The 26,247-nt window shown below is 64.1% G+C and carries 26 protein-coding genes; 17 read left to right on the top strand and 9 right to left on the bottom strand.

The features are described 5' to 3' along the window. The first annotated feature begins 3 nt into the window (after window positions 1–3). From ACGYLQ_RS09315 to ACGYLQ_RS09260, 12 genes are all read left to right on the top strand, one after another. Window positions 4–1,797: a gamma-glutamyltransferase family protein gene (locus ACGYLQ_RS09315; RefSeq protein WP_394442400.1), complete on the top strand. Its 1,794-nt coding sequence runs from the start codon at window positions 4–6 to the stop codon at window positions 1,795–1,797. Window positions 1,798–1,800: 3 nt separating this feature from the next. Continuing rightward, window positions 1,801–2,562, top strand: a complete 762-nt coding sequence (locus tag ACGYLQ_RS09310; protein WP_394442397.1) for a DUF1028 domain-containing protein — start codon at window positions 1,801–1,803, stop codon at window positions 2,560–2,562. 4 nt (window positions 2,563–2,566) lie between these two features. After that, window positions 2,567–3,409 (top strand): sulfite exporter TauE/SafE family protein, encoded by an 843-nt coding sequence (locus tag ACGYLQ_RS09305; protein WP_394411668.1) that lies wholly within the window; start codon window positions 2,567–2,569, stop codon window positions 3,407–3,409. Further along, the gene (locus ACGYLQ_RS09300) at window positions 3,406–4,119 is read left to right on the top strand and encodes a FadR/GntR family transcriptional regulator (protein WP_394442394.1); all 714 of its coding nucleotides are present in this window, start codon (window positions 3,406–3,408) and stop codon (window positions 4,117–4,119) included. The genes ACGYLQ_RS09305 and ACGYLQ_RS09300 overlap by 4 nt, the downstream gene beginning before the upstream one ends. 188 nt (window positions 4,120–4,307) lie before the next feature. Further along, complete coding sequence (phnD, locus tag ACGYLQ_RS09295) at window positions 4,308–5,288, top strand: phosphate/phosphite/phosphonate ABC transporter substrate-binding protein (RefSeq protein WP_394442391.1); 981 nt, start codon at window positions 4,308–4,310, stop codon at window positions 5,286–5,288. A 55-nt stretch (window positions 5,289–5,343) separates the two neighbouring features. After that, complete coding sequence (gene phnC / locus ACGYLQ_RS09290; protein WP_394442389.1) at window positions 5,344–6,117, top strand: phosphonate ABC transporter ATP-binding protein; 774 nt, start codon at window positions 5,344–5,346, stop codon at window positions 6,115–6,117. Beyond that, window positions 6,114–6,908, top strand: coding sequence for a phosphonate ABC transporter, permease protein PhnE (gene phnE, locus ACGYLQ_RS09285; protein ID WP_322329752.1), 795 nt, complete (start codon window positions 6,114–6,116; stop codon window positions 6,906–6,908). The genes phnC and phnE (ACGYLQ_RS09285) overlap by 4 nt, the downstream gene beginning before the upstream one ends. Further along, the gene (phnE, locus tag ACGYLQ_RS09280) at window positions 6,905–7,714 is read left to right on the top strand and encodes a phosphonate ABC transporter, permease protein PhnE (protein WP_394442386.1); all 810 of its coding nucleotides are present in this window, start codon (window positions 6,905–6,907) and stop codon (window positions 7,712–7,714) included. Before phnE (ACGYLQ_RS09285) ends, phnE (ACGYLQ_RS09280) begins: the two co-directional genes overlap by 4 nt. Continuing rightward, on the top strand, window positions 7,711–8,616 hold the full coding sequence (locus ACGYLQ_RS09275) for an HAD-IIA family hydrolase (RefSeq protein WP_394442383.1): 906 nt from the start codon (window positions 7,711–7,713) through the stop codon (window positions 8,614–8,616). The genes phnE (ACGYLQ_RS09280) and ACGYLQ_RS09275 overlap by 4 nt, the downstream gene beginning before the upstream one ends. Before the next feature lie 115 nt (window positions 8,617–8,731). Beyond that, window positions 8,732–9,715 carry a TRAP transporter substrate-binding protein gene (locus tag ACGYLQ_RS09270; RefSeq protein WP_394442380.1) on the top strand — a complete coding sequence of 328 codons (984 nt, stop codon included), beginning with the start codon at window positions 8,732–8,734 and terminating at the stop codon, window positions 9,713–9,715. Window positions 9,716–9,781: 66 nt separating this feature from the next. Then, complete coding sequence (locus ACGYLQ_RS09265; protein ID WP_394442377.1) at window positions 9,782–10,300, top strand: TRAP transporter small permease; 519 nt, start codon at window positions 9,782–9,784, stop codon at window positions 10,298–10,300. Further along, complete coding sequence (locus tag ACGYLQ_RS09260) at window positions 10,293–11,576, top strand: TRAP transporter large permease (RefSeq protein ID WP_394442374.1); 1,284 nt, start codon at window positions 10,293–10,295, stop codon at window positions 11,574–11,576. Before ACGYLQ_RS09265 ends, ACGYLQ_RS09260 begins: the two co-directional genes overlap by 8 nt. Window positions 11,577–11,625: 49 nt before the next feature. Here ACGYLQ_RS09260 and ACGYLQ_RS09255 read toward each other — a convergent pair whose 3' ends face one another. After that, the gene (locus tag ACGYLQ_RS09255; protein WP_394442372.1) at window positions 11,626–13,122 is read right to left on the bottom strand and encodes an aldehyde dehydrogenase family protein; all 1,497 of its coding nucleotides are present in this window, start codon (window positions 13,120–13,122) and stop codon (window positions 11,626–11,628) included. 18 nt (window positions 13,123–13,140) lie between these two features. On the opposite strand from ACGYLQ_RS09255, the gene ACGYLQ_RS09250 reads away from it, so the two are divergent. Further along, window positions 13,141–14,175, top strand: a complete 1,035-nt coding sequence (locus ACGYLQ_RS09250) for an NAD(P)-dependent oxidoreductase (RefSeq protein WP_394442369.1) — start codon at window positions 13,141–13,143, stop codon at window positions 14,173–14,175. Window positions 14,176–14,185: 10 nt separating this feature from the next. Here ACGYLQ_RS09250 and ACGYLQ_RS09245 read toward each other — a convergent pair whose 3' ends face one another. The 8 genes from ACGYLQ_RS09245 to ACGYLQ_RS09210 are packed head-to-tail and all read right to left on the bottom strand — an operon-like array spanning window position 14,186 to window position 22,491. After that, window positions 14,186–14,911 (bottom strand): SDR family NAD(P)-dependent oxidoreductase, encoded by a 726-nt coding sequence (locus ACGYLQ_RS09245; RefSeq protein ID WP_394442366.1) that lies wholly within the window; start codon window positions 14,909–14,911, stop codon window positions 14,186–14,188. Next, window positions 14,908–15,690 carry a cyclase family protein gene (locus ACGYLQ_RS09240; protein ID WP_394442363.1) on the bottom strand — a complete coding sequence of 261 codons (783 nt, stop codon included), beginning with the start codon at window positions 15,688–15,690 and terminating at the stop codon, window positions 14,908–14,910. The genes ACGYLQ_RS09245 and ACGYLQ_RS09240 overlap by 4 nt, the downstream gene beginning before the upstream one ends. Further along, window positions 15,687–16,934 carry an SDR family NAD(P)-dependent oxidoreductase gene (locus ACGYLQ_RS09235; protein WP_394442360.1) on the bottom strand — a complete coding sequence of 416 codons (1,248 nt, stop codon included), beginning with the start codon at window positions 16,932–16,934 and terminating at the stop codon, window positions 15,687–15,689. The genes ACGYLQ_RS09240 and ACGYLQ_RS09235 overlap by 4 nt, the downstream gene beginning before the upstream one ends. Then, window positions 16,931–18,100: a thiolase family protein gene (locus ACGYLQ_RS09230; protein ID WP_394442357.1), complete on the bottom strand. Its 1,170-nt coding sequence runs from the start codon at window positions 18,098–18,100 to the stop codon at window positions 16,931–16,933. Before ACGYLQ_RS09230 ends, ACGYLQ_RS09235 begins: the two co-directional genes overlap by 4 nt. Then, complete coding sequence (locus tag ACGYLQ_RS09225) at window positions 18,097–19,722, bottom strand: AMP-binding protein (protein ID WP_394442355.1); 1,626 nt, start codon at window positions 19,720–19,722, stop codon at window positions 18,097–18,099. Before ACGYLQ_RS09225 ends, ACGYLQ_RS09230 begins: the two co-directional genes overlap by 4 nt. Further along, a complete protein-coding gene (locus tag ACGYLQ_RS09220) occupies window positions 19,719–20,198 on the bottom strand; it encodes an aromatic-ring-hydroxylating dioxygenase subunit beta (protein ID WP_394442352.1) in 480 nt (159 codons plus the stop codon). Before ACGYLQ_RS09220 ends, ACGYLQ_RS09225 begins: the two co-directional genes overlap by 4 nt. Then, window positions 20,195–21,529 carry an aromatic ring-hydroxylating dioxygenase subunit alpha gene (locus tag ACGYLQ_RS09215; RefSeq protein WP_067266528.1) on the bottom strand — a complete coding sequence of 445 codons (1,335 nt, stop codon included), beginning with the start codon at window positions 21,527–21,529 and terminating at the stop codon, window positions 20,195–20,197. The genes ACGYLQ_RS09220 and ACGYLQ_RS09215 overlap by 4 nt, the downstream gene beginning before the upstream one ends. A gap of 11 nt (window positions 21,530–21,540) precedes the next feature. Next, on the bottom strand, window positions 21,541–22,491 hold the full coding sequence (locus tag ACGYLQ_RS09210; RefSeq protein ID WP_394442349.1) for a PDR/VanB family oxidoreductase: 951 nt from the start codon (window positions 22,489–22,491) through the stop codon (window positions 21,541–21,543). Between the two features lie 137 nt (window positions 22,492–22,628). On the opposite strand from ACGYLQ_RS09210, the gene ACGYLQ_RS09205 reads away from it, so the two are divergent. The 4 genes from ACGYLQ_RS09205 (at window position 22,629) to ACGYLQ_RS09190 (ending at window position 26,153) form a co-directional block, all read left to right on the top strand. Then, complete coding sequence (locus ACGYLQ_RS09205; RefSeq protein WP_394442346.1) at window positions 22,629–23,123, top strand: MarR family winged helix-turn-helix transcriptional regulator; 495 nt, start codon at window positions 22,629–22,631, stop codon at window positions 23,121–23,123. Window positions 23,124–23,261: 138 nt separating this feature from the next. Next, window positions 23,262–24,281, top strand: a complete 1,020-nt coding sequence (locus tag ACGYLQ_RS09200; protein ID WP_271690273.1) for a TRAP transporter substrate-binding protein — start codon at window positions 23,262–23,264, stop codon at window positions 24,279–24,281. 58 nt (window positions 24,282–24,339) lie between these two features. Further along, on the top strand, window positions 24,340–24,843 hold the full coding sequence (locus ACGYLQ_RS09195; RefSeq protein ID WP_067266537.1) for a TRAP transporter small permease: 504 nt from the start codon (window positions 24,340–24,342) through the stop codon (window positions 24,841–24,843). Further along, window positions 24,840–26,153, top strand: a complete 1,314-nt coding sequence (locus ACGYLQ_RS09190; RefSeq protein ID WP_394442343.1) for a TRAP transporter large permease — start codon at window positions 24,840–24,842, stop codon at window positions 26,151–26,153. The genes ACGYLQ_RS09195 and ACGYLQ_RS09190 overlap by 4 nt, the downstream gene beginning before the upstream one ends. Window positions 26,154–26,247 lie beyond the last annotated feature (94 nt).

Raw genomic sequence — 26,247 nt, 5'->3', positions numbered from 1 at the left:
GACATGACCCCCTTCACCACCCGCCCCGAGATCCGCGGCTCCTTTGGTGTCACCACTTCGACCCATTGGATCGCCTCGACCGTGGGGTTCGGCATCCTTGAAAAAGGCGGCAACGCCTTTGACGCCGCTGTCGCCGCGGGCTTTGTCCTGCAAGTGGTCGAGCCGCATTTGAACGGCCCGGCGGGCGACCTGCCGATCATCTTTCACGACGCGGCAAAACAGGCGACCAAGGTTGTCTGCGCTCAAGGGGTCAGCCCCGCCGCCGCCAAGCTGGAGCATTTCGAGGCTCTGGGTCTCAAGCTGATCCCCGGTTCGGGTCTTCTCTCCACCGTGGTGCCCGGTGCCTTTGACGGCTGGATGCTGATGCTGCGGGACCATGGCACGATGGGTCTGCGCGAGGTGATGCAACCGGCGATCGACTATGCCCGCGACGGGCATCCGGTGCTGCCGCGCGTTTCGAACACCATCAAGGGGCTGGCCGAATATTTCGCCGCCGAATGGCCCAGCTCCGCCGCCGTCTGGACGCCCGGCGGCGCGGCGCCTGAGCCGAACGCCAACTTCAAGAACCCCGATCTGGCTGCGACCTATGAGCGCTTGGTCAGCGAGGCCGAAGCCACAGGCGATGACCGCAGCGCGCAGATCGAAGCGGCGCGCAAAATCTGGTCTGAAGGTTTCGTGGCCGATGCGATTTTCGACTACCTCGAAGACGCCTGCGTGCATGACGTGTCCGAGCAAAAGAACAGCGCCCTTCTGGCGCGCGAGGACATGGCCAAATGGCAGGCCAGCTATGAAGACACGCTGACCTACGAATACCACGGCTGGACGGTGCATAAGACGCACGCATGGTCGCAAGGGCCGGTGTTCTTGCAGACCCTCGCGATCCTCAAACATTTCGATCTTGCCGCGATGGACCCGATGGGCGCCTCCTTTACCCATACGGTGATTGAGGCGATAAAACTCGCCTATGCCGACCGCGAGGCCTATTACGGCGACCCCGAGCAGAGCATCATCCCGATGGAAGAGCTGCTTTCCGACGCCTATAACGCGGAACGCGCGAAGCTGGTGAATGGCAAGGCATCGCTTGAACAGCGCCCCGGCGTGATCGCGGGGCTGGAGCATCTGGCCGAGCGCTATATCGAACGCGCGGCCCGTGATTTCGGCGTTCAGAACGCCGCCCCTCAAGAGCCGACGATGGCGCATCTGACCGAGAAACGCGGCGATACCGTGCATCTCGACGTGATCGACCGCTGGGGCAATATGGTCTCGGGCACGCCCTCGGGCGGATGGTTGCAGAGCAATCCGGTCGTGCCGGGCTTGGGCTTTCCGCTGAACTCGCGCGCGCAGATGTTCTGGCTTGAGCGGGGCCTGCCCACCTCCCTCGCCCCCGGACGGCGTCCGCGCACCACGCTGACCCCCTCTTTCGCCGAACATGCCGATGGGCGGCAGTTGGTTTTTGGCACGCCGGGCGGCGACCAGCAGGACCAATGGCAGCTGATCTGGTTCCTGCGTTTCGTGCACCACGGCCTCGACCTGCAAGAGGGGATGGACGCGCCGCTGTTCCACACGCTGCACTTCCAAAGCAGTTTCTTCCCCCGCCAAGCCCTGCCCGGCGAGATGATGATCGAACCCAATGTCGGCCCCGCGGTGATCGACGCGCTGCGCGCCCGGGGGCATATCGTTACCGTGGCCGAGCCGTGGTCGGTGGGCCGAATGACCGCCGCGCTGCGCAACCCCGATGGCAGCCTTCACGCCGCCGCGACCCCCCGCCTGATGCAGGCCTATGCCGTAGGACGCTGACCCATGACCTATTCCATCATCGCCCGTGCCCCCGACAGCCAAGAGATTGGCATCGCCGTGGCCAGCCGCTTTTTCGCCTGCGGTGCCGCCGTGCCCTACATCGGGCGGCGCGTCGCCGTGGCCACGCAGGCTTTCGTCAACCCGCTCTGGGGGACCGAAGGCCGGCGCATGTTGGAAAGCGGCGACCCCGCCGAAGCACTGCTGAAGGAATTCGCCGCCCGCGATGCGGGGCGCGACATCCGCCAGTGCCACATGCTCGATGCCCAAGGGAACTTCGCCGCACATACCGGTGCGAGCTGTGTCGATTGGGCCGGGCACCGTGTGGGGACCATTCATTCCGTCGCGGGCAATATGCTGACCGGGCCGGAGGTGGTGGAGGCCACGTTCGAGACCTACGCCGCGCGCCATGATCTGCCGATGGCCGAACGTCTGCTCGCCGCCATGCGCGCGGGCGAAGAGGCGGGCGGCGACATGCGCGGGCGGCAAGCCGCGGGGTTGGTGATCCACCGCGGGCAGAACCATGCCTATCTCGACCTGCGCGTCGATGACCACGGCGACCCGCTGAGCGAGCTTGACCGGCTGCTCGACGTCGCCGGAGAGCGCTATCTCCATGTGGCCGAAGCGATGCCGAGCCTCGACAATTTCTCGGGCACCTCGGACCGCGCGCCGATTGATGCGGCGATCACCCGCGCCGAAGAGGCCCGCAAGGCGGCGGGCAAGCCCAGCCGGTCGCTGGCGAAAGATTTAGAGACAAAGAAAGATTAACCATATGAACGCGCTCGATTTCAGCCAGCTTCTGCCCCTTCTCGCCATTGCGGTTTCCGCCGGGGTCTTTGGCGGCATCCTTGCGGGGCTGCTTGGTGTGGGCGGCGGCATCGTCATCGTGCCCGCGCTTTATCTTGCGCTGTCGACGGCGGGGATGGACCCGGCGATCACCATGCAGGTGGCGGTGGGCACCTCGCTTGCGACAATCGTCTTTACCTCGCTGTCCTCGGGCTATGGTCACTTCAAACGCGGCGCGATTGATATGGACCTTTTGAAACTCTGGGCGCCGTCACTGCTGATCGGCGTCGTAATCGGCGCGCTTCTGGGGGGCTATGTCTCGGGGCTGATCCTTGTGGGCGTCTTTGCCACCGTGGCCGCACTCGTCGCGCTCGACATGATCTTTCGCAAAACCAAGGACGACCCCACGCCGCGCGGCTTTGCCAAGCCGATCTGGGCGATCTTGGGAGTCGTCACCGGCGGGCTGTCGGCGATGATGGGCATCGGGGGCGGCACCATCGGCGTGCCGTTGTTGAACTTTCTGGGCTATGACATCCGCCGCGCGGTGGGCACCTCTGCCGCGATTGGTTTCATCATCGGGCTGCCGGGTGCGGTGGTCTATGCGCTCACCGGCCTCGGGGCCGAGGGGCTGCCGCCCTTCTCGCTCGGCTATGTGAACCTTGCGGCGGCGGCCATCATCATTCCGCTCACTTCCAGCTTTGCCCATGTGGGTGTGAAACTGGCCCATAGCATCCCGCGCCGGGCGCTTCGGTTTGCCTTTGGAATTTTCCTGATGGTAACCTCTCTGCGTATGTTCATTGATTTATTTGAAGCGTTTTCCATCTCATGACACAGCCCCCACAGTCCGCCCCAAGTGAAGATGAATTGGCCGAGCGGCTGCGCGGAGCGATCCGCCAAGGGGACATCCTGAACGACGGGCGGATGCCGCCCGAACGGGCGCTGGCCGAGCATTTCGGCGTGAGCCGGGCGCGGCTGCGGCTGGCGCTTGGCCTGTTGCAAGAGGACGGCACGATTTACCGCCGCCACGGCCAAGGCACGTTCGCCACGCCGCCGCCCGCGACCAATGCCGACAGCCTGCGCCACCTTGCACGACAGGTCACGCCAAGCGACGTCATGGAAGTGCGGCTAGAGGTCGAGCCTGCCCTTGCCGCCCTCGCCGCCGACCGCGCACGCCCGCAAGAGATCGAGCGGTTGAATCAGTTGATGCGCGCCACGCTCAACCTCAGCGACCCGGACGCCTATGAGGCGGCGGATGACATGTTCCACTACAAGATTGCTGAGATGGCGCGGAATCCGTTGTTCCTTACGGTCTATGAATCCATCCGCGCGGTGCGCCGCGAAGTGGGATGGACTTCACGCCGCCGGACCTATCACGCCCCCGAAACGCTACAGGTTCTGGGCGAGCAGCACATGACCCTGAACGACGCCGTCGCCCGGCGCGATACGCTCGGCGCTGCCGCCGCGATGGAGCAGCATTTGCTGACCGTTTCCAAAACCCTGCTGCGCGACCGGGTGCGCAAGATCGAACTCGATCTCTGAAGCCCCCGTTTCGATAGGTTAAATGACGTTTGGACATCCCGCTCCTTCTTGCGGGGCGTGTTACAGCTTTGTGACAAAATTGTCTGCCGACGCACCGGAACAGCTTGCAAACGAAACTGTTCGATGTTCGTATCTGCGCATTATTGTATTTCGCGCCAGATGCGCGGATTCCCAGGGAGGAGAACGCAATGTCTCATAAATACCTATTCGCCGCAGGTCTCACCGCGGCCTTCACACTGACGGGCAGCCTTGCCTTCGCACAAGAAGACTGCGAGCGCGGCGCGTTGGACAAGATGTTCTGCGACGCCGATGGCGATCTGGTCGCCGATGCGCCGACCGATCCCGATATGCTGAAAGACCCGTCGACGCTGGTTTTCGCCTACACCCCCGTCGAAGACCCGGCGATCTACGAGGACATCTGGACCCCCTTCATTGACCATCTCGAAGAGGTAACCGGCAAGGATGTGCAGTTCTTCGCTGTGCAGTCGAACTCCGCCGAGGTTGAGGCGATGCGCTCGGGCCGTCTGCACATTGCGGGCTTTTCCACCGGGCCCACCCCTTTCGCGGTGAACCTCGCAGGCGTCGAGCCCTTCGCCATCATGGGCGCCGAGGACGGCCAGTTCGGCTACAAGCTGCAGGTCTACACACAGGCCGACAGCGACATCAAAGAGATGAAGGATCTGGCCGGCAAGCGCATCGCGCATACCTCGCCGACCTCCAACTCCGGCAACCAAGCGCCGCGCGCGCTCTTCCCCGATCTGGGCGTCGTGCCGGATCAGGATTACGAAGTGACCTATTCGGGCAGCCACGACCAATCCATGCTGGGCGTCGTCGCGGGCGACTATGACGCGGCCCCGGTGGCCTCCGAAGTGGTCGACCGCATGGCCGAGCGCGGTCTCTATGACCCCGAGGACGTACGCATCGTCTGGGAAAGCGATCCCTTCCCGACAACCTCCTACGGTGTCGCGCATGACCTCGCGCCTGAGCTGAAGGAAAAGATCAAGGAAGCCTTCTTCTCCTTCGACTTCGAGGGCACCGCACTGGGTGAGGAATTCGCTGGCGTGAGCAAGTTCGTCCCGATCACCTACAAGGACCAGTGGGCGGTGATCCGTCAGATCCAGAAGGCGAACGGCGTCGAGTACACGCCGCAGGGCCTCGCGGCTGAATAATCGTTCAACACCGGGGGCCGACCAAGCGGTCGGCCCCACGTTTAAGGTACATTAAATGCTGAAAATCTCCGACCTCGTGAAACGCTATGGCAGCGGTGATCCGGTGCTGAAGAACCTCGACCTGACGATCGAGGGCGAAAGCGTCGTTTCGATCATCGGTTCCTCCGGCGCGGGCAAATCGACGCTGCTGCGCTGCATCAACCGACTGGTGGAGCCGACCTCGGGGTCGATCATGCTCAACGGCACCGAACTGACCAACCTGCGCGGGCGCAACCTGCGCGCCGCGCGGCGCAAGATCGGCATGGTGTTTCAGGGCTTTAACCTCGTCGACCGCCTCACGGTGATGGAGAACGTCCAGTCCGGTCGCTTGGGCTACATCTCGACATGGTCCGCCGTGACCCGCCGCTATGCCAAGGCCGACATCCGCCGCGCCTATGAGCTGATGGAGCGTGTCGGCATCGCGCAATATGCCAACACCCGCGCTGATCAACTTTCGGGCGGTGAACGCCAGCGCGTCGGTGTGGTCCGCGCGCTGATGCAAGACCCAGACATCCTGCTGGCGGACGAGCCGACCGCCTCGCTCGACCCCAAAACGTCAGAGCAGATCATGGGCCTGCTGCGCGACCTCGCCGGTGAGCTGAAACTGCCGGTGCTGATCAACATTCACAACGTGACCGAGGCCAAGGAATACACCGACCGCATCGTCGGCATGCGCTATGGCCGGATCATCTTCGATGACGAGCCCGCCAAGCTCGACCAAGCCGCGATGGACCAGATCTACGCCGGCAGCCCCCATGCCGACCGCGCCAAAGATGGGGCCGCGGCATGAGCGCGCCACGGGACAGTTGGAAAAAACCACCCTTCATCGCCAACCCGGTGCTGCGGTGGGCGGTGATCTTGGGCGCGGTGGCCTATTTCGGTTGGGTCGGTCTGACGATGCCGATTGACTGGAACCGCGTCGCCGAAGGGCTGGGCCGTGCCGGGCGCATTTTTGGCGGGGCTTTTCCGCCCAGTTTCGAACGCTCGGGCCTGTTGATCGACGGCTTTCTTGAGAGCCTCAAGATCGCCATCCTCGCCACCGCGGGCGGCGTGCTTTTGTCGATCCCCATCGCCTTTATGTCCGCGCGCAACGTGGCGCCCAAGCCGATCTTCTACCTTGGCCGCGCCATCATCATCGTGGCACGCAGTTTTCACCCGGTGATCGTGGCGATCCTCTTCGTCAAGGCCGTGGGCTTCGGCCCCTTCGCGGGCGTGCTGACACTGATCGTCTATTCCATCGGCTTCGTCGCCAAGATGCTGGCGGAACGGATCGAGGAGATCGACTTCGGTCAGGTCGAAGCCATGCGCGCCGCCGGTGCGCCCTATTTCTCGACCCTGATCTACGCGATCTTTCCCCAGATCATGCCGCGCCAGATCGGCCTCACGATCTACCAGCTCGACAGCAACCTGCGCGCCTCAGCGGTGGTCGGCATCGTCGGCGCGGGCGGCATCGGGGCGACGCTCGCCAATGCCTTTGGCCGCTATGACTATGACTTCGCGCTGGCGATCACCATGGTCATCGTCGGTGTCATCCTTGTCTCCGAAGCCGTCAGCGGCGTGATCAGAAAGCGCATCCAATGACGACGATTGCAGAGAAATTCGGCAGCGACGACTGGACCCGTTTCACCCTGCGCCAGCGGCTCACGCGCTACGGCGTGCTTCTGGGCTGCGCCCTCGCCATCGCTTGGGCCCTGACTTCGATCGAAGTCATCTGGGCCTGGGTCTGGGGTGCGCCCGAGCAGATCGGCGACCTTTTCGGCCGCATGTATCCGCCCGACCCCAGCAACCTCGACACGATCCTCAAGGTGCTGTGGGACACGGTGAACATCGCCACTTTCGCCACCACCTTCGCGGTGCTGCTGTCGCTGCCGGTGGCCTATATCGCGGCGCAGAACACCACGCCCAACCGGGCCACGCTCTGGCTCGGGAGGCTGATCCTCGTGACCTCTCGGTCGGTGAACACGATCATCTGGGCGCTTCTCTTCGTGGCAATCTTCGGCCCCGGCGTGGTGGCAGGGATCCTGGCGATCATGTTCCGCTCCATCGGCTTTATCGGCAAGCTTCTGGGCGAAGCGATTGAGGAGATCGACAAAAGCCCTGTCGAGGCATTGGAGGCCACCGGTGCATCACGCTTCAAGGTCATCGCCTATGCCATCGTGCCGCAGGTCATGCCGACCTTCTGGGCCGTGTCGATCCTGCGGTGGGACATCAACCTGCGTGAATCCACCGTTCTGGGCCTCGTTGGCGCGGGCGGCATCGGGATCATCCTGCAAGGTGCCATCGACACCTTCAACTGGCCCGAGGTCGCCACGATCCTCATCGCGATCATCGTGTTGGTGATCATCGGTGAGGTGATCTCGGCCTTCCTGCGCCGTCGCATCCTGTGAGTCTCGCCATAGACCCCGCGCAGGCGCTGGCCGAATACCAGCGCCTGCGCCCCCGCCTGCCCGCTTGCGACAAGCTCGGCCATGGGGCGGAAGCCGCCCGTTTCCTCGATATCGTCGCGCCCTATGAGTTGATCCTGTTCGACGCCTACGGCGTGCTGAACGTCGGCGAAACCGCGATCAAAGGGGCCGCGCGGACCATCGCCGCCCTGCGCGAGATGCGCAAATCGGTCATGGTCGTCAGCAACTCCGCCGCCTATCCCAAGGCGCATATGATGGACCGCTATGCGCGGCTTGGCTTTGATTTCGCAGACGACGAGGTGGTCACCAGCCGCGAGGCACTGCTGCACCGCGTCGCGGCAGAACCTGCGCGCCGCTGGGGCGTGATGCTGAACCCCGATAAGGACATGGGAGAGATCGCCGATCTCGGCGCGACCGTTCTGGCGGATGATCCGGCAGTCTATGACGGGGCCGAAGGTTTCCTCCTCGTCGGGGCGGATGGGTGGACAGAAGCGCGGCAGGCCCTGTTGGAAGCCAGTCTGCAACGCCAGCCCCGGCCCGTGTTCGTCGGCAACCCCGATCTCGTCGCCCCGCGTGAGGATGGCCTCTCGCTCGAACCCGGCTGGTTCGCGCATCGTCTGATCGACGCGACCGGCGTGGCGGTGCATTTCTGCGGTAAGCCCTTCCCCGATATCTTCGATCTGGCCCTCGCCCGGGCAAAGCCCGTCGATCCGGCGCGCGTGCTGATGGTCGGCGACACGCTGCACACCGACATCCTCGGCGGCGCGCAGGCGGGTTTCGCCACTGCGCTGGTCACCGGCCACGGCTCCCTCTTGGGGTTAGAGGTTGCTGCGGCGATCCAAGGCTCGGGCATCGCGCCCGATCATATCGTCACGGAAATTTAACGGCGCTTTGCTGTGGATTCATTGTCCACAAAGCGCCCCTCCCCCATTGCCATTCTGAACATCCGCCGCTAGCAGTTTTCGTGACCTTGTTAATAAGATCGCTGGAGGATACAAAATGTTCAAAATCACCAAACCCACGGCAATTTTCGCCACTTTGGCCGCGCTCACCGGAGGAGCCCTGAGCGCTGAGACCGAAGTCAAGATCGGCTACGCCCTCGCCCCCGACAGCCACTACGGCGTCGCGGCGCAGAAGTGGCAAGAGGTCGTCGAGGCCGAGACTGACGGCAAGTTCAGCTTCCGCCATTTCCCCTCCTCCGGTCTGGGCGGTGAGCGCGAGGTCGTCGAAGGCCTGCAACTGGGCACCGTCGAGGCGACCATCGTCTCCACCGGCACGCTGAGCAACTTCGTCCCCGCCACCGGCGTGACCGACATCCCCTTCCTGTTCCGCAGCCTCGACCACGCGCGCCGCGTGCTTGACGGGCCGATCGGTCAGGACATCTTGGCCGAGTTCGACGGCGCGGGCATGGTGGCCTTGGCCTGGGGCGAACAGGGCTTCCGCCACATCACCAACAACCGCAACGCCATTGAGACACCCGAAGACATCGCGGGCATGAAGCTGCGCACCATGGAAAACCCGGTGCACCTCGAAGCCTTCAACGCCGCTGGTGCCGCCCCCACCCCGATGGCCTGGCCCGAAGTGATCAGCTCGCTCCAGCAGGGCACCATCGACGGGCAGGAAAACCCGCTGTCGGTGATCGTCTCCGTGAAGCTCGACGAGGTGCAGAAGTACCTGACGCTCTCGGGTCACGTCTATTCGCCCGCCATGCTGCTGGTCTCCAAACCATTCTGGGAAGGTCTGTCGGATGAAGACAAAGCCGCCTTCGAGAAAGGCGCGACCGAGGCCGTCTCCGCCATGCGCGCCTTCGTCGACGACGTAGAGCAAAGCGGCGTCGAGACGCTGAAAGAGCGCGGCATGGAAGTGAACGAACTGAGCGAAGACCAGAAGGCTGCCTTCCGCGCCTCCATCGAGAGCGCCTATGAAGGGTACTACGAGACCTACGGCAAAGATCTGATCGACCAGATCGCCGCGACCGAGTAAGCGCCGCGACGGAAAGACGGACGGCCGGGAGCAGTGCTTCCGGCCGTTTTGCACGGGAGGGAAACCATGCGCAGATTGGAACAGCTATTCGTCAAGGTGAACGCCGCCGTGGTGATCGTCTGTTTGACGGGGATGGTCTTGGTCGTGGGGGCCAATGTCGCCCTGCGGTTCAGCACCAACCATTCGCTGTCGTGGTCCGATGAATCCGCCCGTTACCTGATGATTTGGATGGCCTTTCTAGGGGCTGGCTTTGCCCTGCGGCAGGGCGGCCATGTGGCCATCACCAATCTGCATGATGTGATGAACACCCGGATGCAGCGCATCCTGCGCGGGCTCATCGTTTTGATTTTGCTGTTCTTCTTTGCCTTCATGGTCAAAGTCGGCTGGGACTATATGCAGCGCGCGCAGTATCAGATGACCCCGGCGATGCGCCTGTCGTTCCGCTATGTCTATGCCGCCATGCCGGTCGGCTTCACGCTGCTGATCGTACATCTGTTGCTGATCGCGCGGCCCTTCATCATGGCGGGCCGTTATCACCAGCCCGAAGGTCAGACCGAAAACATGCCGGGAGCCGCCAATGGCTGAGATCCTCTTCATCTCGCTTTTCGTGCTTATGGTGCTGGGGCTGCCCGTTGCCTTTGCCATGGCCATTTCCGTCTTTGCCGCCATCGGTCTGGGCAGTTCCTACCCGCAGATCGTGGTGGTGAAAGAGATGTTCTCGGGCCTCGACAGTTTCCCGCTGCTGGCCGTGCCCTTCTTCATCCTCGCCGCCGAGATCATGACCGGCGGGGCGATTACCCACACGCTTTTGCGTTTCGCGGCGCAATTCGTGGGCCATCTGCGCGGGGGGCTGGGCTATGCCAATGTGATCTCTTCGACCATGTTCGCAGGCATCTCAGGCTCGGCGCTGGCCGATGCGGCGGGCCCCGGCGCGATGATGATCCGCATGATGGAGAAGGGCGGCTATGACCGCTCCTACGCCGGGGCGCTGACGATCTCTTCCGCCGTGGTGGGGCCGATCATCCCGCCCTCGATCGTGATGATTATCTATGCCTTGCAGGATCAGGAAGTCTCGGTCGGGTCGCTGTTCATGGCGGGTGTCATTCCGGGGCTGCTGCTCGCCGGAGGGAGCCTTGCGGCCAACGGTTGGGTCAGTTGGAAACGCGATTACCGCAGTGATGAGGCCCGGCCCGAGCGTGCGCAGATGTGGCGCAACAGCCTGATGGCGCTGCCCGCGCTTGGGCTGATTGTGTTGATCGTCGGCGGCATCCGGGGTGGCATTTTCACCCCGACCGAAGCGTCGGTCATCGCCGTGTTCTATGCGCTGTTTTGCGGGTTCTTCGTTTACCGCGCCCTGCGTCTGCGCGATCTGCCGGGGCTGATCCTACGCGCGGCGCTGATCTCATCCGCGGTGCTGCTGATCCTTGGGGCCGCGCGGGCTTTCGCATGGGTCTTGGTGATCGAAGGCGTGCCCCAGTTTCTGGCCGAGACGATCATCGCGTGGGAGCTTTCGCCGATCCTGTTCCTCTTGGCAGTCAATGTGCTGTTGCTGCTCTTTGGTCTGTTCATGGATCCGCTGCCGGGGGTGATGATCCTCGTCCCGATCCTGGCACCCATCAGCCACGCGCTCGGCATCGCGCCGGATCATTTCGCCATCGTGGTGATCGTGAATCTGACGCTGGGACTGACGACGCCGCCGGTGGGGAGCCTGATCTTCGTGGTCTCCTCGGCGGTGAACCTGAAGCCCGCCGCGCTGATCCGCGAGATGCCGCCGTTCTTTTTGGCGAATTTTGGGGTGTTGATGTTGCTGACGTTTGTGCCAGCAATTTCGACATGGCTGCCAAAGGTCAGCGGTTTTTAGCAATTTACCGCCCGGCATCAGACCGGGCGGCGCCGCGCTGAGCTTGTCCTTACTCGGTCTGAATCCAAACCGCCTTGGTATCCAGATACGCCTGCAGGTGCTCCACGCCACCCTCCTTGCCGTAGCCCGACATCTTGAGCCCGCCGAACGGCACCGCCGGGTCGATTGCGTGGTACATGTTCACCCAGACCGACCCGGCCTTCAGTTTCTTCACAGTCCGATGCGCCACCCCGAGATCGCGGGTGAAGATCCCCGCCGCCAGCCCGTAGGGCGTGGCATTAGCGCGGGTCACGACCTCCTCCATCGTGTCGAAGGGCAGGACCGAGATCACGGGGCCGAAGATCTCCTCCCGTGCGATGGTCATCTCGTCTTTCACATCGGCAAAGATCACCGGCTCGAGGAAGTTGCCGCCCGCGTAGCCTTCCCCCTCGGGCCGACCGCCCCCCGTGACCAGCCGCGCGCCCTCGGCCTTGCCCTTAGCGATATAGCCCTCGACCTTCTCGGTCTGCACGGCATTGATCAGCGGGCCCAGATCGGTGCCTTCGTCCAAGCCATGCCCGATCCTCAGCCCGCGCGCGAAGGCCGCCAGTTTCTCGATAAACTCATCCTGAATCTCCCGCGCCACGAAAAGCCGCGAGCCGGCGATGCAAATCTGCCCCGAATGCGCATAGACCGCCATCGCCGCCACCGGCACGGCCTTGTCGAGGTCGGCATCCTTGCAGATGATCAGCGGAGATTTCCCGCCCAACTCCAACGTGATCCGCTTGAGGTTCTCCACCCCGGCCCGCGCGATGGTCTTGCCGGTGGCGGTGGAGCCGGTGAAAACCACTTTGTTCACGTCCGGATGTTCGGCCAACCGCGCGCCAGCCTCACGGCCCGTGCCGGTGACCACGTTGACCACGCCATCGGGCACGCCCGCCTCCTGCATCAGCCGCGCGATCATCAGGGGCGTCAGCGGCGCATCTTCGGAGGGTTTCAGCACCACGGTGCAGCCGGTGGCCAGGGCCGGGGCGATCTTCCAGATCGAGGCGGCGGTCGGGGCGTTCCAAGGGATGATCGCGCCCACCACGCCGACCGGCTCGCGGGTGGTGAAAGACAGCATCGACTGCGAGATCGAATTCTCTATCACGTCACCATGCAGCGCCACCGCTTGGCCGGCGTAGAAGCGCAGCATCCCGATCACCCGCCGCTTGTTCCCGAGCGTCCGCGCCAGCGGCAGCCCCATGTCGGCGGTGTCGGAGATGCAGAGCTTCTCCCAATCCCGCTCCATCACATCGGCGATGCGCAACAGCACCTCCTGCCGGTCGTAGGGCGTGAAGGTGGACCAGACGCCTTCGAAGGCGCGGCGTGCGGCATCCACGGCCTGATCGACATCCCGCGCCCCGCCGCGTGGCACTTCCGCCAGCTTTCGGCCAGAGGCGGGATCTTTCACCTCGATCACCGCGCCGGAGTTGGCGGGCACGTCCTGACCGTCGATGAACATCGGGCAGAACTGCCCGTGGTAAAGCGTTTCGGCAATCTGGTGGGGGTCGCGGGTCAAAGTCATTTCAGCCTCATTCCATTAATGCGCCATTCCTATCAATCGAATTGTCGGTTTCAAATATACAAAGCCCTGTTTGGGCAAGAAAATCCCGGCCTGTCGCGTTGCACCGTGCCGGGCGGATCGCTAGAATTTTCCCCAAGGGAACCGCACGCAAGGGTGGCGGTGGCAAGCGAAGGAAAATCCATGAAAATCGGTATGATCGGTGTCGGCCTGATGGGGCACGGAATTGCCCGCAACGTGATGCGGCGCGGGGGTTTTGCGCTTGGCTATTTCGACCACCCCGGCAACCAGCCGACCGATGAGTTGGACGGGTTGGGGGCCACGGCCTTCGACAGTCTGAGCGATCTGGCCGCCGCATCCGATGTGATCATCCTCTGCGTCACCGGCTCACCGCAGGTCGAAGGGATCCTGACCGGAGAGGGCGGCGTCATCGCGGGGCTGAAGCCGGGTGCTGTGGTCGTCGATTGCTCAACCTCCCTGCCCGCGTCGACGCTGAAGATGGCCGAGGCGGTCAAGGCGGCGGGGGGCGATTTCGTCGATGCGCCGATGACCCGCACGGCGCAGTTTGCCCATGAGGGGAAGTTGAACCTGCTCGTCGGTGGTGACGCGGACACGGTCGAAAAGGTCTCTCCGGTGCTCGCTGCCTTCACCGAGGAGGTCAAACATGTGGGCGCGGTCAGCGCGGGCCATCGGCTGAAGCTGCTGCACAACTATGTCTCGGTCGGCTTCATGTCGCTGCTGGCCGAGGCTGCGGCGCAATCGGCAGATGCGGGGATCGATCCGCAGAGTTTCGTGGATGTCTTGGCGGGCGGCGGCGGTGCCAGTGTCGCGCTTGATCGGCTGTCGCCCTTCATCACCAGCGGCAACCGTGAGGCGCTGCCCTTCGCGATCAGCAATGCGCTGAAGGACTTCGACTATTACCGCCAGATGTCCGCCCAAGCGGGCGCGCAGGTCGAGATTGCCGATGGGGTCTATCGCGCCCTTTCCCAAGTCGTCGAAAAGGGCGCGGGCGATGCCTATGTCCCTGAATTGGTGCAGCATTTCCGCAAGGGATAATCCCGAGGGGTCAGAGCGTCAGCGTCCCGATACTCGACCCGCCGCAGACGAAAAGCGTCTGGCCGGTGACGAAACTGCTGGCCGGATCGCAGAAGAAGAGGAAGGCGTTGGTCACGTCCTCCACCTGCCCCAACCGCCCCACGGGGATGCGTTTGGCCAGCGCCGCTTCGCGTTCGCTTTCTTTCGGGATGATGCCCCAAAAGTTATCCGTCTGCACCGGGCCGGGGGCCACGACATTGACGGTGATGCCATGCGGCGCAAGCTCAAGCGCCCAAGTGCGCGCCATGCCGATCATCCCCGCTTTCGAGGCTGAATAGGCCGTGCGCGTCGGCGCGCCCAAGGCGGCGCGAGAGGCGTTGAACATCACCCGGCCAAAGCCGCGTTCCTTCATGGCGGGCAGGAAGGCTTGCAGCAGCGTCAGGGCCGAGCCGAGGTGCAGTTGCGCAAGGCCGGTGATGTCTTCGGGCTTGGCCTCTTCAACCAGATTGGGCCAGATCAGCCCCGCGTTATGCACCAGATGGGTCACCTCATGGCGCGCGGCGATGTCAGCGGCAACGGCGGCGACGGAGGCGGGGTCGAGCAGGTCGGCCTCGATATGCTCGCAGCCTTCCGCCTCCCATTCCGGCTTGCCTCGGGCGATCGAGATCACGCGATAGCCGCATTCCAGCAACCGCTGCGCCAGATCGGCGCCGATGCCCTTGCTGCCCCCGGTGATGACGGCGGTGTATTCGCTCATTGTCTCTCTCCCGGTATCAGCGCCAGCACCCGCAGTGGACTGCCGGTGCCGCCTTTGATCTTGAGCGGCGGTGCGATCAGCATGGCCCCCGTGGGCGGCAGTTGGTCGAGGTTGCACAGGCATTGCAGCCCATATTTCCCCGCCCCATGCAGCAGGTAATGCGCCGGGAAGGGCGGGTCGTAATGCATCCCCTGCCCCGCGTCGGTGCCGACCGTTTCCGTGCCAAAGCCGCGAATGCCACGCTCTAGCAGCAGTTCGATAGCGGCGGGGGTGGGGCCGGGCGAATGAGCGCCATCCTCGCGCATGTTGAGGTAATCCGCGCCGCTGCGTTTCGACCAATCGGTGCGCATCAGCACCCAAGCATTGGCGGGGATCGGCCCGTGCTGGGCCTCCCAATCGCGGATGATCTCGGGGGTCAGCTCAAAGTCGTCGTTCTGCGCTGCCCCCGCCGAGCAGTCGATCACCACGACCGGGCCGATGAAGGCTTCGGGCGGGATTTCATCCACCGCGCCATGGGCCACGTCCTTGCCCGAGACCCAGTGAATGGGCGCGTCGAAATGGGTGCCGGTGTGTTCGTTCAGCGTGAGGTTATGCCACTTCCACGCCGGGCCACGGTGATCATAGGCCGAGACCTCCTCCATCCGGAACCGCGCGCATTGGCCGAACTCTGGCGGCAGGACGATGACCGGGAAGTCCGGGTCGAGCCTATGGGTCAGATCGACAACCTTTGCCGCACCGCTTGCCAGTGCTTCGGCCAGTGTCGTGATTGCATCGCTCATGCGCCGCCCCCCCGCGTTTCGCGTTCCATCAAGGCCGGATCGTCCAGCCAGCGGGCCAGCGCGTCCTTGGCCACGTCACCGCAGGCGACCTCTTCCAACCCGTCGACCAGCCCGCGCACCACCGTCCGCGCCAGCGCGCGGGGGGCGACTTTGGGCGGCGGCAGAGGTTGGTGCCATTCGTCATCAACCGGGCCGGTGTAGACATTCATCACCCGCAGCCCCGATCCGGCAAACTCCGCCCGCATCGTCTGGCTGAGCGACCGCGCCGCCGCTTGCGAGGCATCGAAGCCACCGAACCCCGCCTCGGGCGCCAAGGCCCCGACCGAGAGGAGATTGACCCAAGCCACCGCCGAGTTCACCCCATCCGCCGTGCGCGCGGCCATCGCGGGGCCAAAGCCCTGCGCCAAGCGCATCAGGCCCAGCACATTGGTCTCCATCCCCTCGCGGGCAAAGACCGTGTCATTGCCCAGCACCCCGCCGGGGCGGATGATTTGGGCGGTGTTGATCAGGATGTCGACCTTGCCACCGATCTCAGCCGCGAGGCGCGAGACGGAGGCCCCATCGGTGACATCAAGCGGCATGAGGCTGACGCTCTCCATCCCCTCGAAGGCCGCGCGGCCTTCCCACCGGCGCCAATGTTCCGGCTCCCCCAGGAATATCTCCGCCGCACCTGCGCTCAGGAGCGCTTGGGCCAGCGGCAGGGCCAAGGGGGAGCGGGCATCGGTGATCAACACCCGCCGATGTTTCGGATCGCTCGACATTTCGCGCAGCATTGGATCGTCTTGCATCAATTCGCTTCCCTCTCGCGGCAGGGCCACCATGACCCCCTGCCCGGCCCGGTCCAGTTTCAACGCCAGCCGCACCGCATCACCGCGCCCGACTTCGCCGTGCAGATGGCACACCGCCACCGGCCCCGCGGCCAGCTGCACCGTGCCGATGCGCCAAGGCAGCCGCTCGCGAAAGTACGGGTCGGGCGAGACGCGGATCGTGGTTTCGGCCAGCACCTCGCCCGCGCGGTCCGTCTCGCGCCAATCCAGCGCGACGGAGAGGCATTTGCAGCAGGCATCGCGCGGGGGGTATTGCACCGCCCCGCAATCGGCGCAGTGTTGCAAGGCGAAGGTGCCGCGCCCCGCGGCGATGGCAAGGCCGAGGGCCGCGCGCGACCGCTGCGCGGGCGGCAGCGTCGGCACCCTGCTGCGCTTTTGCGGGTTCTTCTTTCGAGGCGGCGTCAGTGGGTCGGTCATGGCGCGCCCCCTTCGATGATCGCCGCGGCAGAGCAGACGCCCCGGTCATAGTTGATCATGCCAAAGCCCGAGACCAAGGCCCGCCGGGCGTTGGTCACCTGTGTGCCCTCGGCCTGCCCGGTCACCTGTCGGATCGCCTCGACCAGCCCCAGATAGCCGCCCGCGGCCCCGGCTTGGCCGACCGACAACTGCCCGCCCGAGGTGTTGTGGGGGAAATCGCCGTGGATCGTCAGATCCCGCCGCCGGGTAAAGGCGGCCCCCTCCCCCTTGGCGCAGAACCCGAGGTCTTCGAACTGCATCATCGAGATCACCGGGTAGTCGTCATAGGTTTGCAGCAGATCGACCCCCTCAGGCCCATGGCCTGCCATCTCGTAGAGCTCAGCGATATCCACGCCCCAGCCGCCACGCAGTTGCATTGAGTCTTCGGGATAAGCGTTGTGCCTCTCGATGGTGCCGCTGATCCGCGCGAAGGGCAGGTCGCGGCGCAGGGCCTCATCCTCGCGCATGACCAAAAACGCCTCGGCCCCGGCGCAGGGCATGACGCAGTCGAATAGCGCGATGGGGTCTGAGATCATGCGCGCATCAAGGTATTGGTCGAGGGTCAGCGGCGTTTTCATCAGCGCATCGGGATAGCAGAGCGCATTGGCGCGTTGCGCCACGGCGATTTGGCCAAAGTCCTCTCGCGTGGCGCCGTATTCCTGCATGTAGCGGTCCATCAGCAGGGCGAAACTCGCGTTCGGGCCGCCGAAACCATAGGGAAAGGTTGCGTCCATCGAAAAGCGCGAAAAGCCGCTGAGCAGGGTGCGAAAGCTGTCGATCCGGTTCGCGTCTCCCGCCACGCAGGCCACCACATCCACGTCGCCCGCCTGCACCGCCCGCGCCGCGCGGCGCAGCGCGATGACCCCGCTGGCCCCACCCGTCGGCACGGTATCGAGCCAACGCGGGCTGAGCCCCAAATGCTGGGTCAACCCGACCGGCGTGTCCGGCGCAAGCGAGAAGCTGGAGACCGAGAAGCCGTCCAGTTCGCCCGGCACGATCCCAGCCTTGCCCAACATCGCGCGCAGCGCGCGGGCAATCCACCAATGGGCGGTCTCATTGCTATAGCGCGCATAGGGCACCGAGGTGGGCGCCGCGAGCACGACGCCGTCATAGCCCCTGCGCCTCATGCCGCCGTCCGTTTCTTTAGCCCGCGCAGGTCTTGCGTGCCGGGAGCGGCCAGCAGGTCGGTGGCCAGCGTTTTCAGCACCCCGCGTTGCAGTTTCTGCGTCGCCGTCAGCGGCAGCGCCTCGACAAAGGCGATAAAGCCGGGGGCTTTGTAATAGGCAAGTTGGGTCAGGCACCATTCGGTGATTTCACGGGCCAAGACGGCAGGGTCGGCACCGGCGTGCTTCGGCACGATACAGGCGAAAACCTCATCCCCCCGCACTGCGTCGGGCACGGCGGCCACGGCGGCGCTGGCCACGGCGGGGTGGCGCATCAGGGTCGATTCCACCTCGACCGCCGCGATGTTCTCGCCCGAGCGGCGGATCACGTTTTTTTTGCGGTCGACGAAATACATCGCACCATCCGGCGCGCGGCGCACGATGTCGCCGGTGTGAAACCAACCGCCCGCCCAAGCCTCATCCGTGGCTTCGGCATTTTTGAAATAGCCCGCAAAGAACCCGCGCCGCGGGTCGGCACCGGCGCGGCGCACCAGCAATTCGCCCTGATCGGCCTCTTCCCCGGCATCGCCGAGCAGCCGGACCTCCAGCCCCCCTTCGGGCGCGCCGAGGCAACTTTCGCCCACCCGGCGCGGTTCGCGGTTGGCGCAGATCACCGCCCCCGCGCCGGTTTCGGTCATGGCCCAAGCCTCGACCAATGGAAAACCGAAACGCGCCTCGAAGGCGGCGTGCAGTTTCGGGTCCACCCCCGCGCCGAAGCCAAAGCGCACGGCATGGTCGCGGTCGGCTTCGCTTGCTTCGGCCCCCATGAGCATCGACGGCATCACGCCAAGGTAGTGCAGACAGGTCGCCCCCGAGGCCCGGACCGAGGCCCACCAACTGCGGGGGTGGAAGCGGTCAAGCGCAGTCAGGCAGCCGCCCACGGCGATCATCGCCATGAAGGAATAGGCCATCGCGTTCATGTGGAAGATCGGCAGCGGCGTGATCATGCGCTCGCCGTCTTGCGAGAGGGCGCAAAGCCCGCCGGTGTCAGCGTACCACCGCCCGGCGTCCAGAAAGTAGGTATTGGTCAGGATGCAGCCCTTGGGCTGACCGGTGGTGCCCGAGGTGTAGAGCAATGCGGCCTCGGCTTCCCCCTCCCCGTCCTGCCGTACCGCGATGGTCTCACGCGTGACGGGTGCGGGCAAGGGATCCTCCGGCGCGATCACCGGCATGTCGCGCCCCGCTTGCCGTGCCGCCGCGCGCAGATCCTCACCCCGCGCGGGGATCGCCACGGCCAAGACCGGCTCGGCATGGTCGATCATATAGCTCAGCTCTGCCGCGCGCAGATCGGGGTTCACCGGCACGACCGACAGGCCCAAGCCGTTCAACGCCAGCCACCAGAGGAAGAAGGCCGGGCGGTTCTCCATCAGCAGCATCACGCGCTGCCCGGGCAGATAGCCCGCCGCCGAAATGCGCTTGCGCAGGGTTGCAACCTCTCGCGCGGCTTCGGCATAACTCACCTCCCCCGCCGCGAGGCCGTAGATGTCCGCCGTTTCCGGGAGGACATTCAGGAAACCCCGTTCGGGGTGCCGCGCGGCGGTGTCGTCAAAGGCCGCGAAGACCGTCTCAGTCTCTGCCCCGATCATGGCAGCAACTGGATGTTGCGGAAGGCCGCGTCGCAATTCACGATATCCACCCGTTTGTTGGCAATGCGCAGACGCCCCTCGACCAGCGCCAACTCATGCCGCGCGGTGACGGCGAGCAATTGCTGCTCGTCCAGCCGCGTCTCGACGTAGTGCATGAAGGTGGTCATGACGAAACGCCCGGCCTCCGTATCCATTTCATCCACGTAGGGCCGTTGGATCACATGGTGGCAGCGGCTTTTGGGCTTTTGGCTGAAGGTGCGCGCGCCATTCAGACGTTCGACACGCAGCTTAAGCATGAACATATCCTCATACATCAACGAGGTCTCGTTGATCGGGTCTTTCTGTTGATAGTCCAACGGCATCCAGTAGTGACCATCGGGCAGCCACAGATCGAGCCATTCGGTATAGCGCCCCTCGTCCAACATGCGCACTTCATCATAGATGAAGTCGATCAGGCTTTCGCGCGTCACACTCATTCCGCCGCCTCCGTCTTTTGGCCCATGGTCATGAACTTGACCCACGCGTGGAATTGGTTGCGCATCTGGCGTTCGGTTGTGCCGTTCTCGACCGCTTCGACCTCAAAGTCTTCGTCCTCTTCGATCAGTCGCTGGATGTTCACCCATTCCAGCCCGTCGACCATCAGCCCTTCCTGCGCGCGCTCGTACATTTCCAGATCGTCATGGCCGACGATGGAGGTGGGCGCGTTGATCATGCGGTTGTACATCGCGGTGCGGGCGGTCAGCTCATCGGGCGCGTCGACAAGGCGGTAGATGTAGCTTTCCACCACGGTCCGGTCGGCGGCGATGGGGATGAAGACCCGCAATTGCTGGATCGGCCCCTTGATCATGATGTTGGGGAAATAGACCGTGTTGTGGCGGTTCTCGTCGAGGATCGCCTTGGCCTTCTCCTCTCCGTAGCTGTCGCAGAGCGCTTCGAAATAACCGGGGATGGCGGAATAATCCGAGTGGATAGAGTGGTTTACGCCAGTGTGCCCATGCCCGTTGGGCCATGTGCGGATGCCCATGCCTTCGAAAAAGTCGTAAGGCGACATGAAGGGGGCGATGATCTCCATCGCGGGGGGTTTGGGCGCGTCCTCGGGCAGGCCCAGTTCTTCGTAGAGCTTCACCGCCGTCCCGGCAGAGCTTTCATGCGCCACCATCGGGTGGCAGGTGTCGGTCTGGTTTTCGACCAACATCTTCCAGTTGCAATGATGCATGTAGCGCAGCGGCGGGCCGACCACTTCAAGCCGTCCGGCAGGGGAGCGGTCAACCATATTGTCGAGCGAGGACAGGCTTTCGCCAAAGAACTCTTCGAAGCTCATGCCCTCTTCGGCCAAACGGGCAAAGATGAAGCCGCGGTAGTTTTTCACATCGCCGACGCTGCGCATCCCCTTGCCGCTGTCGGTCTCTTCCAGCCCGGTGTTCTGGTAGCCCTTCTTGAGCGGGATCGCCAAGAGGCAGCCATCGGTCTTGAAGCTCCATGCGTGATAGGGGCAGCGGAAGAATTTGCCGGTGTTGCCCTGCCGGTCGATCACAATCTTGGTGCCTTTGTGGGGGCAGCGGTTCAGCAGGACATGAATGTCCCCCGTCGAATGGCGCACCTGAATGACGGGCTGGGTGCCGATATGGGTGCTGAAATAATCGCCCTTGTTCGGGGTCTGGCTTTCATGGCCGACAAAGACCCAAGCATTGGCGAAGAGATGCTTCATCTCTTGCTGGAACACCTCTGGGTCGGTGTAGATATCGCGGTGCACCTGATGTGGCTGCACGAGGGCGGCCAAGGCCGCCGGGCTGTCGTAACGTCCCATGAGTTCCTCCCTCAGATGTCGAGCACAAGGCGCGGAGATTTCGCGCGGCTGACGCAGATTTGCATGACATTGCCTGCCGCGCGCTCGGCTTCGGACAGGACCACGTCGCGGTGATCGGGGGTGCCGCTGAGCACATCGCATTGGCAGATGCCGCAGTCGCCGCGCTGGCAGTCGTACATGACATCGACACCGCCCGCCTCCAGCACGTCGATGATGGATTGGCCGGGGGGGATGGTGAAAACCTCCCCGCTTGAGGCGACTTCGACCTCAAAGGCACTGTCGCCCTCTTGCTCCTGTGGCGCGTCGAAGAGTTCGAAATGGATGCGCTCGGCGGCGATGCCCGCGGCCTCGGCCTTTGCCTTGGTCGCGTCGATCAGCCCTTTGGGCCCACAGACATAGAGATGCGCTTGGGCCCCAAGGCTGTCGATCACCGCGCCTAGGTCCAGCGCCGTGGCGTCATCATCGCAATGCAGATGCAGCGCATCGCCGAAACTGTCGCGCAGGGCATCGCGGTAGGCCATGACGGGCGCGCTGCGGCCCGTATAGTGAAAGGTGAAGTCCTGCCCCGCGGCCTTGAGCGTCGCCGCCATCGAGATCATCGGCGTGATGCCAATCCCCCCCGCCAGCAGCACGGCGGGCGCATCCGGGGACAAGGGGAAATCGTTCTTTGGCGCGGCGCAGGTAATCTCTGCCCCCGGCTTCAGCCCGTGCATATGGGTCGAGCCACCCTTGCCCTCGGGCTCGCGTTGAACGGCGATGCGGTAGCTTTCGGGGGCCTCGGGGATCGGATCGAAGGTGATCAGGGAATAGGCGCGGGTGTCGCCATCGGGCAGATCGAAAAGCACATGCGCCCCGGCATCCCAGTTCGGCAACGGGCTGCTGTCGGCGGCTGCAATCTCGAATTCGCTGATGCGATCGGTCAGCGCTGTGACCCTGCGCACGATGGCGTTGATCTTCGACATGTGATGTCCTCCCCTGCCAAACAATATGATTTTTCATATAGTTTCGGTCAAGGGTTTTCTTGCCAAGCGCGAATTTGCCCGCCATTTAGAGAGGCCGAGGCGCAAGGGGCCCTCTTTCCATCAAAGGGTTAACTGGTGTGACGCAGCAAAAGACCGATGCAACCGCCCAAAAGGAGACGGGTCAAGAGGGGGGATTCGTCTCGGATTACCTGCTGTATCTCTTGGCGGCGGCCAGCGATGTGGCGAGCGCGCAGTTCCACGCGCAGGTGCGCAAGGCGGGGCTGCGGGTGCCGGAATGGCGCGTGTTGGCCTGCCTGTCGGACACTGATGGCGCGATGATCACGCAGCTCGCGCGCCGGGCGCTGGCCGAACAATCCCGCCTCACACGGATCATCGCCCAGATGGAGGAACGCGGCCTGCTGCTTCGCCGCAGCGACCCCGCCGATGGCCGCCGCGTGCGGGTATATCTGACCGACGCGGGCCGCGCGCTTGCCGCCGAACTAGTGCCGCAAGCGCGCCGCCATGAGGCGGCCTTGATGGAAATGCTGAAGGGCAATGAGGGGGCGCAGTTGAAGCCCGCGCTGAAATCGCTGCTCGCCGCCTTGGACGAAACGGGGGATCTTCGCGGCTGATCAGCGCCCTTGCCCCGGGCGCAAAAAATGGTTCCAATCGTGCTGTAAATGTGAATACATGAAAAAGCATATACTTGGCGATCCGGGTTTGGGAGAACCCCGCCAAGGCATATCGAACGGTATGGGGAGGAGCCCAAAATGACCAAATTCACCAAGTTTCTCACGACGAGTGCGCTTGCGCTCTGCACGGCGACCGGCGCTTTCGCCGCCGAGACGCTGACCATTTCCACATGGCTGCCGCCAAGCCACCCGGTCAACACCGGCATGTTCACCCAGCTGACCGACATGATGGCCGAGGCCAGCGATGGGCTGATCGAGACCGAGCTGAAAAACGGCCTCGCCCCGCCGCCCGCGCAGATGGACCTGCTGCTGGACGGTGCCGCCGATATCGCCATTCTGTTCCACGGCTACACGCCCGGTCGTTTCGTCGGCACGAAACTGGTGGAAATCCCCGGCTACGAAGGCAACGCCGAGGCCGCATCGGTCGCCCATTGGCGCGTGCATGAGGCGATGCTGTCTGAATTGGACGAGCACCGCGGCGTGAAGGTAATCGCGCTCACAACCCACGGGCCGGGGCAAATCCACTCCAACAAAGAGGTCAACACCCTCGACGATCTGCAAGGGCTGAAAACCCGCCTCGGCGGTGGTGTCTCGGCGGATGTGGGGGCGGAGCTTGGCCTCGTCGGCATTCAGGTGCCCGCGCCCAAGGTTTACGAAACACTCGATTCCGGGGCCGCCGATGCCGTGGCCATGAACATGGGCGAGCGGATCAGCTTCAAGCTCAACGAAGTGGCCAAGAACGTCTATGAAATGCCCGGCGGCTTCTACCGCGGTTCCTTCTCGGTCATCATGAGCCAAGAGACCTTCGACAGCCTGCCCGAAGACGTGCAGCAAAAGCTCGACAGCGAAGTCTTTGGCGAGACGGCGAGCCGCATGATGGGCGCCGTCTGGGACCAGAGCGACGTTGACGCGCGTGAGGCGACCGAGGCCGCGGGCGACAACAAGATCGTCACCGCCTCGGAAGAGGATCAAGCCCGCTTTGCCGAGATGGCCGCCAAAGTGCGCGACAAGGTGATCGCAGAGCTCGACGAGGCCGGTGTCGATGGGCAGGCCGCCTATGAGATGATGCGTGAGGAAATGGCGAAGGCCAGCCAGTAACCCCCACCGCCAAAGGGGCCGGGCGCAGAGGCGGTCGGCCCCCAGCTAGGGAACTGCCATGCGCTCTTTAATCCGCCTAACCACCGCCCTCTCGGCCCTGCCGATGACGATGGCCTCACTCGCGCTCTTCGCGCTGATGGTGCTGACCTTTGCCGATGTCATCATGCGGTCGGTCTTCAACGCGCCCATCGAAGCTGCGACCGAGCTGATCCGCATCGGCATCGCGCTAATCGTTTTCTCTGCTCTGCCGGTCCTGTCGGGCCGCGAGGGGCATATCGCCGCCGACCTTTTGGACCGCCCCTTTGAAAACTGGGGGCTGCAACGCTGGCGCGACGGGCTGGTGACTTTGGGCTGCGGGGTGATGCTGTGGTTTCCGGCGGGGCGGGTCGTCGACCTCGCCTACCGCGCGCTGAGCTATGGCGACGTGACCGAATATCTTGAAATCCCGACCTTCTACATCGGCATGTTCATCGCGGTGATGACCTATCTCACCGCTGTCGTGCTGATCCTGCGCGGGCTTCTGCGCCTCTTTGCGCCGCAACTTCTGGACCCTGCTACATGATCGCCTCTGCTATCGGCTTTGCCGCCGTTTTCGTCCTCGTCTTGCTGCGCTTGCCGATTGCTTTTGCCATGGGCCTCGTCGGGATGATCGGGCTGGTCTATGAGACCAGCTACCGCGCGTCGATCTCCATGGTGTCGCGGCTGATCATCGACACCAGCCAAGACTACGGCCTCTCGGTGATTCCGCTTTTCATCCTCATGGGGCTTTTCGTCAACAAAGGCGGCATCAGCCGTGAGCTTTACCAAGTCTCCAACGCCTTTTTGGGCCACTTTCGGGGCGGTCTGGCGATGGCCACCATCGTCGCTTGCGGGGGCTTCGCGGCGATCTGCGGCTCATCGCTTGCCACCGCCGCCACGATGTCCAAAGTCGCCATGCCTGAGATGCGCAAATACGGGTATGCTGACAGTCTTTCGACCGCCTCCATTGCCGCCGGGGGCACGCTCGGCATCCTGATCCCGCCATCGGTGATCCTCGTGATCTATGGCTTGCTGACCGAGACCTCCATCGGCGCACTGTTCATCGCGGGCATCGTGCCCGGCGCGCTCGGCATCCTGCTCTACCTCTGCGCGGTCCGCTTTTCCGTTGCCATGAACCCCGAGGCCGGCCCTGCTGGCCCCCGTGCGACTTGGGGCGAGCGGCTACGCGCGCTCAATCACGTCTGGTCGGTGCTGGCGCTTTTTGCGCTGGTTATCGGCGGGCTCTATGGGGTCTTGGACTTCTGGCCGATCCACCTCGCCTTCTCCCCGACCGAGGCCGCGGGCATGGGGGCGGCGGGGGCCTTCCTCATCGCTTGGGCGCGCGGCGGGCTCAGCTGGCGGGGCCTGCGTGAAGTGCTGGAGGAGACGACGCTCACCTCCGCCTCGCTCTTCTCTGTGCTGATCGGGGCGTGGATCTTCTCCAACTTCGTGAACCTCGCGGGGCTGCCCGAAGGGCTGCTGGCCACCGTCACCGCGCTCGACCTCGGGCCTTGGGTGGTCATGGGGTTGATCCTCGTGATCTACATCGCGCTCGGCTGCATTTCCGAGAGCATGTCGATGCTGCTGCTGACGGTGCCGATCTTCTTCCCGCTGGTCACGAGCCTTGGCTTCGATCCGGTCTGGTTCGGCATCATCGTCGTCGTCGTGACCGAAATCAGCCTGATCACCCCGCCCGTCGGCCTCAATGTCTTTGTCCTCAAAGGCGTGGTCGGCGATGTTTCCACCGGCACGATCTTTCGCGGCGTCACCCCGTTCTGGCTGGTCGATATTCTGCGGCTGATCCTGCTGCTCGTCTTCCCCGCGCTGGTGCTGTTCCTGCCGGGTCAGATGTAGCCCCCTGCCCTCTCAGCCTCATCGCGCCGCGTCTGTTTGCACTTCGGCAGGCGCGGCGCGATAGTGCGGCCAAATCACCAAGGATGAGGCCAGC

Source organism: Sulfitobacter sp. 1A12779 (assembly GCF_043557315.1).
In the GTDB taxonomy this organism is placed as follows: Bacteria; Pseudomonadota; Alphaproteobacteria; order Rhodobacterales; family Rhodobacteraceae; genus Sulfitobacter; species Sulfitobacter faviae.
Note: the sequence above shows the minus strand (reverse complement) of the source record. Positions and strands in the feature narration are given on the sequence as shown.